Here is a 13,284-nt window from a genome sequence, read left to right on the forward strand (position 1 = left end):
ACGCATCGCGTCCCGGTCGCGGCCGCGGCACCCCGCGCACCGGCTTGGTCCGGTCACGGCGAGGGCCGGGCACTCGAGGCCGCCCGGGCGGCGCGACCGGCCAGGCCGGTCGTGGAGCGGCCGTCGAGGTAGGGCAGGACGACGGCCTGGCCGCCCCAGGCGCGCAGCGCCCGCGCTTCCGGGAGATCGTCGGCCGAGTAGTCGCCGCCCTTGACCCAGACGTCCGGTCGCAGCCGGCCCAGCAGGGTCTCCGGCGTGTCCTCCTCGAAGGCCACCACGGCGTCGACGCTGCCGAGCGCCGCCAGCACCCGTACGCGGTCCTCCAGCGGGTTCAGTGGGCGGCCCGGCCCCTTGAGCCGCCGCAGCGAGGCGTCCGAGTTCACGCAGACGATCAGGCAGTCACCGATCCGCCGGGCACTGTCCAGCAAGCCGACGTGCCCGGCGTGGAGCAGGTCGAAGCAGCCGCCCGTGGCGACCACCGTTCCGCCGCGAGCCCGAACGCTCTCAGCCGTCGCGAACGCGTCGCCACCCGCCGGCCGGGTGAAGTCGGGGGCGCGGGACGCCTCCCAGAGGGCGGGGTCGCAGGCGCCGCCCGCCGCCACGAAAGCCGCGGCGGCGGCCACCGCCAGCTGTACCGCCTCCTCCGGCAGGCTTCCGTCCGCGAGTGCGCAGGCCACCCCGGCGGCGAAGCAGTCGCCCGCTCCGCAGGGATCACCCACGGCCCGGTACGGGGACGGGACGAGCATCGGCGCTGCGGACAGCGGCCGGGTCAGCAGAACCCCCCGCTCCCCGAGGGTGACGGCCACCGCAGCGGCGCCCCAGCGCTCCGCCAGCTCCGCGCCGCGCCGGGCGTGCGCCGCCAGGGAGTCCCCCTCGTCGGGGCACAGCGCGGCCGCCTCCGCCGCGTTCGGTGTCACCAGACGGGCTCCGGGCACCGGTGGTCCGCCGCGCGGGTGCGGGTCCCACACCATCGGTACGCGGCGCGCGGTGTCGGCCAGCAGGGGCCGCAGCGCCTGCGCCGTTCCCCTGCCGTAGTCCGCTACCAGGACGGCGTGCGCACCGGAAAGCGCCCGGCACACGGCCGCGTCGGCGGGGCCGACCTCGCCGCCACCCCGGTCGATCCGCACCAGGGGACGTCCGTCCGCCAGGACCCGTGTCTTGACCGGGAGGGAGCCTTCCAGCGGGAGCTCCACCAACCGGACACGGCCGTCCAGCGCCTCCCGCACGCGGTTGCTCGCACGGTCCTCCCCCAATGCCGTGACCAGGACGACTTCCCGGCCGGAACGGGCGGCCAGCACGGCGGCCAATCCGGCGCCTCCGGGCCGTGAGAGGTCGTCCGTGACGTCGACGACGGGCGCCGGGGCGTCCGGAGCGAGACGGGACGCGACCCCGCGGATGTCCCGGTCCAGCAGCACGTCACCGACCACGACCAGCGGTTCGCGGCCGGTCACCTGGTCCTCCTGACAGCGGCGACGGCGGGTCGGGACGCCGGCCTGTTGAGGGCGGCGGCGGAGGCGCCGGAGGACGCGAGGGCCGCGTCGAAGGACTCGCACAGCAGGTGCACGGCCACCAGATGGGCCTCCTGCACGGTCGCCGTCGAGGCGGCATCGATGCACACGGCCTGGTCGGCGGCCTCCGCCAGCGGGTTGGGGGCGGCTCCGGTCAGGGCCCAGACCTCCACGCCCGCGGCGCGGGCCGTCATCGCGGCCGACAGCAGGTTGCCGCTGCGACCCGACGTCGACAGCAGGACCAGGACGTCACCGTCCCGGCCGTGCGCCGCGACCTGCCGTGCGAAGACCTGCTCGAATCCGTAGTCGTTGCCGATCGCGGTGACGCTCGAGGTGTCCGCGTGCAGGGCGATGGCCGAGTAGGCCGGTCGCTCCTCGCGGTAGCGGCCGACGAGCTCCGCGGTCAGGTGCTGTGCCTGGGCGGCGCTGCCGCCGTTGCCTGCGGCGAGGAGGCGCCCGCCGGCCGGCAGCACCGCGGCGAGCCGGTGACCCCAGTGGGTGAGCTGGTCCAGACCGTGGACGCGCAGCCGCCTCAGCGCGTCCTCCAGCGACCGGCAGTGCTCCTGGGCTCCTGTTGTTGCGGGAAATCGGCTCATGGCGTCGGTGCGGCCGCTCGGGGAAGAGGGCGCACCCCACCTCCTTCAGGCGATCGGTACTGAGCGGGGGCCGGCCCGGCCGGGCCGGCCGGAGGCGTGCGTCGGACGGAAGCCGTACGGAGCGATCAGCGCGGGGCTCACGTCCTCGCCCCGGCGGCCACGAGCCGCCCGGCGAGCACCGAACGGTAGGACCGTTCCGTCGCGGCGGCGACCTGGGCCCAGCCGTAACGGCTCAGGACCCGCCGCCGCCCGGCAGCCCCGTACGCCCGGCGTGCGGTGTCGTCGGCCAGCAGTTCGGCGGTGGCCTCCGCGAGGGCGAGCGCGTCTCCGGGCGGCACGAGACGTCCGGTCTCCCGGTCGGCGACGGTGTCCAGCTGACCGCCGACGGCGCTGGCCACGACCGGCCGGCCGCAGGCCATGGCCTCCAGCGGCACGATGCCGAACGGCTCGTAGTCCGCCGGGCAGAGCACGACGTCGGCGCTGCGCAGCAGGGCCGGCACGGCCTCGCAGGTCACCGCGCCGACGAAGCACACGCGGTCGAGGACGCCCGCCGCCCGGGCGACGGCGCGCAGCCGCCGCACCTCGGGGTCGGCGTCGAGGAGGTCGGGCGCGGGGCCGCCCGCGATCAGGAGCTCGGCCTCCGGCAGGTGGGCGAGAGCGGCGATGGACAGGGCCGCCCCCTTGCGCGGGACGAGCCGGCCCAGCTGGAGCAGCCGGTGGCGCCGGGCGGTCCCGCGCTCGGCGACCGGCCCGTCCGGCCGGAACCGCTCGGCGTCCACGCCGCACGGCACGACGTCGGCCTTGTCCTCCGGGATGCCCAACCGGACGAGTTCGGTGACCTCGTCACGGCAGGTCGCCACGATCCGGTCGCAGCCGAACCCCACCTCCCGCTCGCAGCCGATGCGTGAGGGCGGACTCGTGTCGTCGGCGCCCTGGAACCGCCGCTTGACGGTTCCCAGCGCGTGGTAGGTGTGCAGCATCGGCAGACCCAGCTCCTGCGCCGCGGCCAGCGAGGCGAGCCCGGACATCCAGTAGTGCGAGTGGAGCAGGTCGGGCGCACCGGTCTCCTGCCAGTGGCGCATCAGGTAGTACGCGAACTCCCGCATGTGCGGCAGCAGTTCGTCCTTGGGTAGCTGTTCGGCCGGTCCGGCCGGCACGTGGTGGACCGTCACGCCCGGCCGCAGTCGGCTGATCGTGGGCAGGTCCTGGGAATCCCTCCGCGTGTACACCGTGACGCGGTGACCGCGGTCGGCCAGGGCTCCGGCAAGGCAGGCCACGTGCACGTTCTGCCCGCCGGCGTCGACACCGCCGAGTGTCGCGAGGGGGCTCGCGTGCTCCGAGACCAGGGCCAGCGACAGGGGCCGGAGCCGGTTGGGCGACCGTATCGGGCGGGCGGTGGGGGGTGTCATGACCGTACCTCCGTCATCAGGCGCTCCCAGTCGTCCAGGAAGCGTTTGAGGCCGTACCGTTCGAGCGCGGCCTGCCGGGCCCGCCCGCCGTCCTCGGCAGCCGCCTCGGGTTCGTTGAGGTAGTGGACGAGCGCTCGGGCCAGCACCTCCGGCCGGGTGGAGAGGACCCCGGTGCCGGGCAGGACGGCCTCGACGGCCTCCGTGGCGGCCAGCGCCACGACGGGCATGCCCAGGTGCATGGCCTCCAGGAGCGACAGTCCCAGCGAGGTCCAGCGCACGGGGTGCAGGTACACGCGGCGCTCGGCCATCGCCCGGTGCAGCTCACGCTGGGGCAGCTCGTGGGCACGGCAGCGCTCTTCGGGCAGGCCCAAGTGCGCGGCGATGCCCTGGGTGCGCATGCCGAAGACGTCCAGCGGCGCCGCCCGGGCCAGCTCGGGCAGGAGGTCCGTTCCGGTGTGCCGGCCCCGCCTGATGGGTTCGTTCGTCACCACCGCCGCGCGGGGGAGCACGCCGGTGTAGAGGTGCCCGGGGTCCACGATGCCGTGTTCGATGACTTCGGTGCGGGTGGCACCGTTGTCCCAGAACAGCCGGTTGAAGTGGGTGACGTGGACGAGCGTCAGGTCCTCGCGGTCGGCGCAGGGGTGACGGGTGCGCGGTACGTCGCCGTCCGGTGCGTTGTGTTCCAGGTACACGGCGGGGACGTCGCGTCCGGGGCGGCGGCCCAGCCAGCGCTCGGCCAGCTCCAGTTCGTGGGGCCGCTGGAGCACGACGAGGTCCACCGGCGCGTCGGCCAGTTCGGCCGCAGTCACCTCCCGCACCGACTCGGGCCAGTCGAAGGTGCGGGCGCGGCCCAGTCCGTCGGGCCCCCGGTCCGGGGTGACCGGTACGAGGTAGGTGTGCGGCCCCTGGACGAACGCGGTGGTCCAGGAACCGTGCACGTGCCACAGCAGGATGTTCATACGGTCACTCCTCCGTCGGTCCGGCTCGGCTCGGGCGGTCGCGGTCTGCGGCCGCCCGGCGGGCCGGCCGTGAGGAGTGCGGCGACCGCCGCGAGCACCTGGTCGTCGTCCACCGAGTCCAGGCACGGATGCCCCTCGACGGGGCAGACCCTCGCCCTGCTGCCGGCGCACGAGGCCCGCTGATCGCCGAGCAGCACGTGCGGCACCCGGTACGGCCGCCACCGGCCGGCCGGCACCACGGGTGCGAACAGGCACACCACGGGCGTGCCCACGGCGGCGGCCAGATGGGCCGGACCGGTGTTGCCCGCGACCACGACCCGTGCGGCGGCCAGGACCCCGGCCAGCTCGTGCAGGTCGGCCGTGCCGCCGCCCAGGTCGAGCCCGTGACGGCCGGCCACCTCGGCGGTCAGTTCCTTCTCCGCGGGGCTGCCGGTGACCACCACCCGGTGCCCCGCCTCGTGCAGGGCGGCCGCGGCGCGCGTCGCCCTGGCCGGGCTCCAGGCTCGGGCGGCCACCGCGGCTCCGGGATGCAGCACCACGTACGGTTCGGGACCCGTCAACCGCGTCGTGTCGGGCGGGACGGACACGCGCAGGCTGCCGTCGTCGCCGTCGGGCAGCGCGAAACCGAAGTCGCGCACCAGGTCGAGGGCCGCTTCCGCCTCGTGGCGGTCCGGCAGCCGGTGGTGGCGCAGCGCGAGCAGGGATCCCGGGTATTCCTCGCAGTCGGCAGCGACCTGCTCCACTCCCGCGAGCGCGAGCAGCAGCGCCGCCGGCAACGGGCTCTGGTGGTGGGACACCAGGATCACGCCGCGGTCGAAGCGGCCGGCTGCCAGGGCGTCGACCAGCAGGCCGCACTCCTCGCGCGAGGTGCGGCCCGGCTCCAGCCCCACCCAGGGGGCCTCGTACACCAGCACCTGGTCCACGCCGGGCAGCAGCCGCGCCGCGGCAACGCCCTGGGGCCCGCAGAGCAGCGTGGTGTGCGACGAGCCGGCCGCCACCGCGCGCACGGCGGGACCGGCCAGCAGTACGTCCCCGGCGCTGTCGAGGCGTACGACGAGACTGCGCGGGGCGTTCATCCGGCACCGCCGACGCCGCGGAGGCTGCGCCCGCGCCCCCGCAGCGGTCCGGGTGGCGGCACGGTGTCGGGGCCGTCGGCCACAGGGCCGGCCACCGGGTACGAGACGAGCCGGACGGCGGTGAGGAGATCGCGTGCCGTCTCGCCGGCAGCCGCGACCTCCTCGGGACGGGTCACGGGCGTCGGCACCAGCACCCCGCGCGCGCCCGCGGCGAAGGCGGCCCGCACGTCGGCTCCGATGTCCCCGACGACGACGGTGCGTGCGGGGGCGGCGCCCAGCCGCCGGCACGCGGCGAGGATCAGGCCCGGAGCGGGCTTGCGGCACCCGCAGCCGTCCCCAGGGCCGTGGGGGCACACGGCCCACACGTCGAACGGACCGAACAGGTCGTCCACGCGTCGGCGTACCGCCTCCACTTGCTCCTGTGTCAGGAGCCCGCGGGCGACGCCCGACTGGTTGCTCACGACGCCGACCGGAACCCCGAGCTCGCGCAGCGCGGTCACCGCGGCCCGCGCGGTGGGCATGGGAGAGACCCGGGCGGGGTCGCCGTTGTACGGGACGTCGACGACGAGCGTGCCGTCACGGTCGAAGAGGACCGCATCCGGGAGCCGGCCGGCCGGCCCCGGCCGGTGCGGGGTCCTGGCCGCACCGGGGCGGTCCCACAGCCAGGGGACGGCTGCGGACGGGGCCCCGGCGCGGGACGTGCCGGCGACGGGACGGGGCCTCACGACCGCACCTGCTCGCGGGGAGCCGCCTCGGCGGCCGCCGGGAGCCTCCCGGGAGGCTCCGCCGGATCGGCCCGGCGGACGCGGCGGTGTACGACCGTCCCGCGCAGCCAGTGCCAGACCGCCACCGCGGGGATGACCGCACTCGTGACCGCCATGGTGACGGCCTCGTCCCGGGTGCGCGGCCCGGGTGCGATCCGGGCCGCGGCGAATTCGGCGGCGCCCGCCACCCAGCCGGCCGCGCACCACGCGGCGGCGCCCCTCCTGCCCGCGAGCGCACAGCCCACGGCCGCGGCCCCGGCCGCGGTCACCGCGGCATGGCGCGGCAGGCGTCCGCGAGGGGCGCCCGCCCTGCCCCACCAGTCGTGTCCGTGCAGTCGGCCCATGAGGACGTCGTCGGCGTTGCCCGCCTGGAGCCGGACGGAGATCCAGCGATCGGCGGGGCGGACCGGATGAGTGGTGCGGCGGCTTCCGGGGGCCAGCACCCAGCCGCCCCCGATCAGGCGCAGGGCCAGCTCGGCGTCCTCGCGGAAGGCGCGCCGAAAGCGCTCGTCGAAGCCGCCGGCGGCGTCCAACGCCTCCCTGCGGAAGGCCATGTCCGCGGTGATCCAGCGGGCGGTGGCCAGACCGGCGGTGTTGCGCTCCCAGTCCGTGGGACGGCGGCCGGGCGGGAGGGGCACCTCGATCCGGGCCGTGACGGCCGCGGTGTCCCGGGACGCCGAGGCCAGATCACGCGCCAGGTCCTCTCCCCAGTCCTGTCCCGGCACCACGTCGTCGTCGAGGAAGACGATCCAGGGCACCTGACCCGCCGCCCGCGTTCCCGTGTTGCGGGCGGCAGCGGGGCCCCGGGCCCGGCCGGCCACGACGGTGGTGATCGGCCGGAGCGCCGGGGGGACGTCCAGAGCCGGTGGGGTTCCGTCGGGGCCGGGACGGTCGTGTACGAGGACGATCCGTGCGGGGCCGCACCCGGAGGCCGTCGCGGCGGCCACGGCGTCCAGGCAGGCCCTGAGGCTGGGTCGGCCGAGGGTGGGGACGACGATCGCGTACGAAGGCGAGGGCACGGACGCGTGGAGCATCATGGTCAACCTTCCTCGGCGGCCCGGAAGATGGCGCCGCGGCGCACGGCGTACGGCCCGATGGCCAGCAGGTCCACGGGCGACGAGCCGAAGCACTCCAGGGCGTCCCGGGGGTCGTCGACCATCGGCCGGCCGGCGGTGTTCAGGCTGGTGTTGACGACGACCGGCAGTCCGGTGCGCCGTTCGAACTCGGTGAGCATCCGCGCCACCAGCGGCTCACGCTCCGGATCCACGGTCTGGATGCGGGCCGTGCCGTCGACGTGGACCACCGCCGGGATGCGCTCGCGCCATGCGGCGGCCACGTCGTGCACGAACAGCATGTACGGGCTCGGCAGCGGCCCGTCGAAGATCTCGGACGCCCGCTCGGCGATCACCATGGGGGCCACGGGGCGGAACTGTTCACGGCCCTTCACGTCGTTGAGGCGTTCCAGGTTCCCCGCGTGCCCCGGATGCGCCAGCAGCGAGCGGTGCCCCAGGGCCCGCGGCCCGAACTCCGAACGCCCCTGGAACCAGGCCACGATGGCGTTGTCGGCGAGCGCCTCGGCGACGGTGGCCGCGATGTCCGGGGACCGTTCGAAGGGGACTCCCGCCGTCTTGAGCCAGGCGCCCAGTTCCGCGTCCGACCAGTCACGGCCCAGATCCGCGCCGCCCATGGGCTCGGGGGTGTCCCCGGCCCCGGCGGCGAGGAGCAGCGCGGAACCCAGCGCGGTTCCCGCGTCTCCGGCGGCCGGCTGGACCCATACCCGGGAGAAGGGACCCTCGCGCGCGATGCGGGAGTTGGCCACGCAGTTCAACGCGACGCCTCCGGCCAGGGTGAGGACGTCGTCGTGGGTACGGCCGTGGAGCCAGCGGACCAGGTCCAGCAGCGTCTCTTCCAGGACGGCCTGGGCACTGGCGGCGAGATCGGCGTGGGCCCCGGTCCAGGGCTCGTCCGGGCCGCGGGGCGGGCAGAACTCGCTCCAGGGGACGCCGGTGGCGTGGAAGCCGCCGTCACCCGTGGGGTACACGTAGCGGCGCAGCTCGGCCAGCATCCGCGGACTCCCGTAGGAGGCGAGGGCCATCACCTTGAACTCGTCGGAGGACCTCAGGAACCCCAGGTGCTCGGTGAGTTCCTCGTAGACGAGTCCGAGCGAGTGCGGAAGGTCCTGCGCGTACAGCGGCTCCAGCCTGTCGCCGATCCGGCGCGCCGCCAGGTGCGAAGCGCGCTCTCCGCGTCCGTCCAGCACCAGGACGGAACTGCGGTCCGCGCCGTCCGCCGCGAACGCGCCGGACGCGGCATGGGCCATGTGGTGTGCGACGAAGCGCACGAGAGCGGGGTCGAGGCCGGGCAGGGCGGTCGCCAGGAACCCCGGCGCCTCACGCGCGTACGTCTGACGAAGGTGGTCCCACGGGTCGTCCAGACCCATGGCGTCGGCCGGCCGCGCCAGAGCGGGGTCATAGGCGTACGCCACGGCGTCGAGGTCCTGCGGACGCAGGCCGGCACGCTTCAGGCACCAGGCCGCGGCCTGTTCCGGCAGCTCCCAGGCGGAGAAGGGCACCGGCCGCTTGCCGTGCTTGCGGCGGGAGAACCGTTCCTCCTCGGCGGCGGCGACCGTACGGCCGTCGATGACGAGGGCGGCGGACGGGTCGTGGAAGAGCGCGTTGATTCCGAGAATGCGCATCGGGGAAGTGCCCTTTCGGCTGGGGGAACCGGGCGGGAGCGAGCGGGGGCGCGGCCGCCGGTGGAGCACGAGGGAGCCGAAGGGGTCAGCCGTCGCGCTCCGCGCGGAACCAGGCGATCGTGCGGCGCAGCCCGTCCTCGGCCGCCACGCGCGGCTCCCACTGGAGCTTGTCCCGCGCCAGCGTGATGTCGGGGCAGCGCACGGTCGGGTCGTCGGTCGGCCGCTCGATGAAGGTGATCTCCGAGGAGGAACCGGTCAGTTCGACGATCCAGCGGGCCAGCTCGAGCATGGTGAGCTCGTCGGGGTTGCCGAGGTTGACCGGCCCCCGCATCCCGTGGTCGGCCGCCGCGAGGATGCCGGCGACGGTGTCCTCGACGTAGCACAGCGAACGGGTCTGGAGGCCGTCGCCGGTGACGGTCAGCGGGGCACCCGCCAGCGCCTGGCGGATGAAGGTGGGAACGGCGCGACCGTCGTAGCCCCGCATGCGCGGACCGTAGGTGTTGAACAGCCGCACGATGCACACGTCCGTGCCCAGGGCCGAGGCGTGGGCGCTGCTCAGCGCCTCGCCGAAGCGTTTGGCCTCGTCGTAGACGCTACGCGGGCCGACGGGGTTGACGTGCCCCCAGTACCGCTCGCTCTGCGGGTGCTCCTGCGGATCCCCGTAGACCTCGGACGTGGAGGCGAGGACGAAGCGGGCCCCGCTGCGGTGTGCCAGCTCCAGGGCGTTGCGCGTGCCGAGGCTCCCCGCCTCCAGCGTGTGGATCGGCAGCCGGAGGTAATCGGCGGGGGAAGCCGGGGAGGCGAGGTGCAGGACGAGGTCCGGGTCCCGTCCGACGCTGAAGGGCCGCGAGACGTTCGTCTCCAGCAGGGTGAATCGGGGGTGGCCCACCAGTTCCGATATGTTCTCGGACCGCCCCGTGCTGAAGTCGTCGACGCAGGTGACGGCGGTCCCCGCAGCCAGCAGGGCGGAGCACAGGTGCGATCCGACGAAGCCCGCACCGCCGGTGACGACGGCGTGCTCCCAACGGGGCGCATGCGATGAGGCCACGATGATCTCCTCGTGGGGCAAGGACGGCGCGGGACGCAGCAACCGGGAGGGGCGGCGAAAGGCCCCCGCTCGCCCCGGGGAGAAGCCCGCAGGTACGGCCCCAGCCTGCTGGAGCCGCAGGAGCGCGGCACGTGGGAGCAGGCAGTCGGGTGACGGCGGCCGTGTTCAGACCAGGACGACGCAGGCGGCGGCCGGGACGTCCAGCCGGCCCGCGGGGCGCAGGCGTCCGGTCTCCGGATCGACGGCGAACCAGGTCACGTCGCCGGACCACTCGTTGGACACGTACAGATGACGACCCGACGCGTCGGCCGCCAGATGCCGCGGCCACTGACCGCCGCAGCTCGCCGCATCCGTGATCCGCGGCTTCTCGGGCCCGTCGGACAGCGACAGGGTCGTGATGAGGTTGCTGCCCCGGACCGCCGCCCAGACGAAGCGGCCGTCCGCCGAGACGAGCGCGACCGACGGGTACTCCCTGGTGCCCGCCGCCGCGTCGCCCGAGCCCAGCGCGACCTCACCGGTGGGGTACAGGCGCCCGGAGCCGGCGTCCCACCGGCAGACGGTCACCTGCGGTTCCAGCTCGTGGATCACGTACGCCACGTCACCGCGAGGGTGGAAGGCCACCTCCCGGGGACCGCTCCCGGCACGCAGCGGCGTCTCGGCCCGTACACGGAGGGGCCCGCCGGCCGGATCGGGCTCGCACACGCGTACCGAGTCGGTGCCGAGGTCCACGCTGAGCACCCAGCGGCCGCTCGGATCAGGCGTCACGTGGTGGGCGTGCGGGCCCGCCTGTCGCTCGGGGTCGGGCCCGCGGCCGCTGTGGCCAAGGACGGCGGCGGGGCCCTCGGGCCTGCCGTCGGCCGCGATCGGGAGGCTGCTCACGTCGCCGGACGTGTAATTGGCGATCAGCAGCCGGTCCCCGACGACGCTCGCGTGCGCGGGACCGAGGCCGTCGACAGGGACGGGACCGCCCAGCGGAGCCAGACCGTCCGCGGTGATCCGGTACGCGGCCGCCAGCCCGTGATCGGGCCCACCGGCGGCGTAGAGCACCTGCCTGTCGGCGGACAGCGCCAGACACGAGGCGTCCCCCGCGCTCTCGACGACGCCCAGGACGGTGAGCGCGCCCGTGCCGGGGTCCACGGCCGCCGTGGTGATCCCGCGGCCTCCGCCGGAGGTGAACGAACCGATGTGGGCGCGCTGTCCGGCGTCCCGGTACGTGCTTCCCCCGCCGCCCATGGGGTGGTCCTTCCGCCGTCGGTCCGCTGCCACCGGGGGAAACTAACAGCCCGCCGCCGAGCACCCGCCCCGACCGGGCCGGTACGGGACCGCGGGTTGGGCCATCCGGGGAGGTGCGGACCGGTAGGGCGTCCGAAGCCCGGGACCGGTCGCTCAGGGCCGGCGCCACCGGTCGTGGTCCATGTGCGACCCGGCCATGGGACCCATCCGCAGCATGCCCCCGTCCACCACCCAGGAGGCACCCGTGACGTAGGAAGCCGAGGGTCCGGCCAGGAAGGCGATGACGGCGGCGACCTCGTGGGCGTCGCCCGGCCGGCCGGCGGGAACGCCCGGCCGGGGTTGCGCACGCACGTCCTCGTCCTCCTGGCCGGTCATGGGCGTGGCGATCTCCCCCGGCGCCACGGAATTCACGGTGATTCCGTGTGCGGCGAGTTCCAGCGCCATCACCTGCGTGAGGAGGCCCAATCCCCCCTTGGCGGCGCAGTACGGGCCGGCGCCGACCCGTGGCTGGTGTTCGTGGACCGAGGTGACGTTGACGATCCGGCCGCCGGCGCCCTGCCGGATCATGTGCCGGGCCGCCCGCTGACCGCACAGCAGCGGGCCCACGAGGTCGACGTCGAGGACCCGGCGGACGGTGGTCAGGTCCAGGTCCAGGAAGGGCGTGGCGGTTCCGGTGCCCGCGTTGTTCACGAGCACGTCGATGCGCCCGAGTTCGTCGGCGAGTCGGTCGATGACGTCGGCGGCGGCGGGCAGGTCGGTGAGGTCGAGCCGGGCGAGCACGGCACGCCGGCCGCGTGCCCGGACCTCCCGGGCCGTGCGCTCGGCCCCCTCCTCGTCCTCGTGCCAGGTGATGCCGACGTCCAGTCCGGCCGTGGCCAGCTGTACGGCGACGGCACGGCCGATGCCGGAGTCGGAGCCGGTGACCACCGCCGTGGTGGGGGAGAAGTCCAGAGGGCTGATCATGGTCGAGCCTTCCGTCAGGGCCAGGAGGGTTCCCGGCGGGGCACCACGACGAGTTCGCCGACCACGCTCCCGGCGGGTACGGACAGCGCGTACATGACCGTGTCGGCGACGATCTCCGGGCTCTGGAGCAGAGCGGTGTCGGCGTCCGGGAACCGGTCCATGATGAAGGCGGTCTCCATCCCGCCGGCGATGATCCCGGTGACGCCGATCCCGGTGCAGTCCCGCTGCGCCTCCTTGAACAGGGTGTGCGTGAACGCCCGCAGCCCGGACTTGCTCGCCGCGTAGGGGCCCGCTTCCGTCCAGGTCCGGTTGGCGGCGGTGGAGAGGATGTTGACGATGTGACCCCCGCCCGCGGCCACCATGCGCCGGTAGGTGTGCAGGCACAGGTACATCGGCCCGAGCAGGTTGGTGGTCACCACGTGCCTGACCTCCTCGGCGGTCAGGTGCTCGACGGACTTCGACACGTCGACCGCCGCGTTGTTGACCAGGACGTCCACCCGACCGCCGTCCGCCTCGACGTCCCCGAGGACGGCCGCGACCGCGGCGGGGTCGCACACGTCCATCTCGACGAAGCGGGCGCGGCCGCCCGCCACGACGAGGTCCGCGCAGAGCTCCTGAGCGAGGTCCTTGCGTACGTCGGCGACCAGGACGGAGGCGCCGGCCGCGGCGAGCCGCCGCGCGATGGCGGCGCCCAGCCCCCGGGCCCCGCCGGTGACCAAAGCCTGTTTGCCCGTCAGATCGACCTGTGCCGCGCTGTTCATGGTGTGCCTTGCCTTCCCTCGGTTCCGGCGCGCGACGCCAACCGCCCTCGAGGGGAGGGGGGCGGGCGCCGTCGCGTCTCGTGGGACCCACTCTGGGCAGGGACCGGGCACCCGGCGCGCGGGATTAGGCCACCAGGCGGCGCGCGCCCTTTTCGCGTGCTCGACGGCCCAGGCCGCGCCGGGGCGGCGAGGTACGCGCTCTCGTCACCCAGCCGCCCTGGTATCGACGGCCCGCACAGGGGTAGACGCACGGCATGAATGACATGAAGCAA

General features: G+C 75.0%; 12 protein-coding genes. All 12 read right to left on the reverse strand.

Annotated elements, in window-relative coordinates:
* Nucleotides 1-53: 53 nt before the first annotated feature.
* The 12 genes from rfaE2 to ACZ6JT_RS29080 all read right to left on the reverse strand — a co-directional run bounded on the left by rfaE2 (nt 54) and on the right by ACZ6JT_RS29080 (nt 13,012).
* Nucleotides 54-1,451 carry a D-glycero-beta-D-manno-heptose 1-phosphate adenylyltransferase gene (rfaE2, locus tag ACZ6JT_RS29025; protein ID WP_469214194.1) on the reverse strand — a complete coding sequence of 466 codons (1,398 nt, stop codon included), beginning with the start codon at nt 1,449-1,451 and terminating at the stop codon, nt 54-56.
* Nucleotides 1,448-2,104, reverse strand: a complete 657-nt coding sequence (locus tag ACZ6JT_RS29030; protein ID WP_469214196.1) for a D-sedoheptulose-7-phosphate isomerase — start codon at nt 2,102-2,104, stop codon at nt 1,448-1,450. The genes rfaE2 and ACZ6JT_RS29030 overlap by 4 nt, the downstream gene beginning before the upstream one ends.
* Before the next feature lie 137 nt (nt 2,105-2,241).
* Nucleotides 2,242-3,513, reverse strand: coding sequence for a glycosyltransferase (locus ACZ6JT_RS29035; protein ID WP_469214198.1), 1,272 nt, complete (start codon nt 3,511-3,513; stop codon nt 2,242-2,244).
* On the reverse strand, nt 3,510-4,472 hold the full coding sequence (locus tag ACZ6JT_RS29040) for a glycosyltransferase (protein ID WP_469214199.1): 963 nt from the start codon (nt 4,470-4,472) through the stop codon (nt 3,510-3,512). The genes ACZ6JT_RS29035 and ACZ6JT_RS29040 overlap by 4 nt, the downstream gene beginning before the upstream one ends.
* A complete protein-coding gene (locus tag ACZ6JT_RS29045; protein ID WP_469214200.1) occupies nt 4,469-5,548 on the reverse strand; it encodes a glycosyltransferase family 9 protein in 1,080 nt (359 codons plus the stop codon). Before ACZ6JT_RS29045 ends, ACZ6JT_RS29040 begins: the two co-directional genes overlap by 4 nt.
* Nucleotides 5,545-6,273: a D-glycero-alpha-D-manno-heptose-1,7-bisphosphate 7-phosphatase gene (locus ACZ6JT_RS29050; RefSeq protein ID WP_469214201.1), complete on the reverse strand. Its 729-nt coding sequence runs from the start codon at nt 6,271-6,273 to the stop codon at nt 5,545-5,547. The genes ACZ6JT_RS29045 and ACZ6JT_RS29050 overlap by 4 nt, the downstream gene beginning before the upstream one ends.
* Nucleotides 6,270-7,346, reverse strand: a complete 1,077-nt coding sequence (locus tag ACZ6JT_RS29055; RefSeq protein ID WP_469214445.1) for a glycosyltransferase family 2 protein — start codon at nt 7,344-7,346, stop codon at nt 6,270-6,272. The genes ACZ6JT_RS29050 and ACZ6JT_RS29055 overlap by 4 nt, the downstream gene beginning before the upstream one ends.
* Nucleotides 7,347-7,351: 5 nt before the next feature.
* Nucleotides 7,352-9,007, reverse strand: a complete 1,656-nt coding sequence (locus ACZ6JT_RS29060; protein ID WP_469214203.1) for a carbamoyltransferase family protein — start codon at nt 9,005-9,007, stop codon at nt 7,352-7,354.
* An 85-nt stretch (nt 9,008-9,092) separates the two neighbouring features.
* Nucleotides 9,093-10,055 carry a UDP-glucuronic acid decarboxylase family protein gene (locus tag ACZ6JT_RS29065; RefSeq protein WP_469214205.1) on the reverse strand — a complete coding sequence of 321 codons (963 nt, stop codon included), beginning with the start codon at nt 10,053-10,055 and terminating at the stop codon, nt 9,093-9,095.
* Nucleotides 10,056-10,220: 165 nt separating this feature from the next.
* Entirely contained in the window at nt 10,221-11,321 is a 1,101-nt protein-coding gene (locus ACZ6JT_RS29070; protein ID WP_469214207.1) for a lactonase family protein, read from the reverse strand.
* A gap of 120 nt (nt 11,322-11,441) precedes the next feature.
* Entirely contained in the window at nt 11,442-12,251 is an 810-nt protein-coding gene (locus ACZ6JT_RS29075) for an SDR family oxidoreductase (protein ID WP_469214208.1), read from the reverse strand.
* Nucleotides 12,252-12,265: 14 nt separating this feature from the next.
* On the reverse strand, nt 12,266-13,012 hold the full coding sequence (locus ACZ6JT_RS29080; RefSeq protein WP_469214210.1) for an SDR family oxidoreductase: 747 nt from the start codon (nt 13,010-13,012) through the stop codon (nt 12,266-12,268).
* Nucleotides 13,013-13,284 lie beyond the last annotated feature (272 nt).

This window comes from Streptomyces sp. NPDC046308, assembly GCF_055588065.1.

Coding starts and splice junctions, on each gene's coding strand:
- ACZ6JT_RS29055 (WP_469214445.1), bottom strand. CDS start 7,346: ATGCTCCACGCGTCCGTGCCCTCGCCTTCGTACGCGATCGTCGTCCCC.
- ACZ6JT_RS29030 (WP_469214196.1), bottom strand. CDS start 2,104: ATGAGCCGATTTCCCGCAACAACAGGAGCCCAGGAGCACTGCCGGTCG.
- ACZ6JT_RS29080 (WP_469214210.1), bottom strand. CDS start 13,012: ATGAACAGCGCGGCACAGGTCGATCTGACGGGCAAACAGGCTTTGGTC.
- ACZ6JT_RS29060 (WP_469214203.1), bottom strand. CDS start 9,007: ATGCGCATTCTCGGAATCAACGCGCTCTTCCACGACCCGTCCGCCGCC.
- ACZ6JT_RS29035 (WP_469214198.1), bottom strand. CDS start 3,513: ATGACACCCCCCACCGCCCGCCCGATACGGTCGCCCAACCGGCTCCGG.
- ACZ6JT_RS29045 (WP_469214200.1), bottom strand. CDS start 5,548: ATGAACGCCCCGCGCAGTCTCGTCGTACGCCTCGACAGCGCCGGGGAC.
- ACZ6JT_RS29040 (WP_469214199.1), bottom strand. CDS start 4,472: ATGAACATCCTGCTGTGGCACGTGCACGGTTCCTGGACCACCGCGTTC.
- ACZ6JT_RS29075 (WP_469214208.1), bottom strand. CDS start 12,251: ATGATCAGCCCTCTGGACTTCTCCCCCACCACGGCGGTGGTCACCGGC.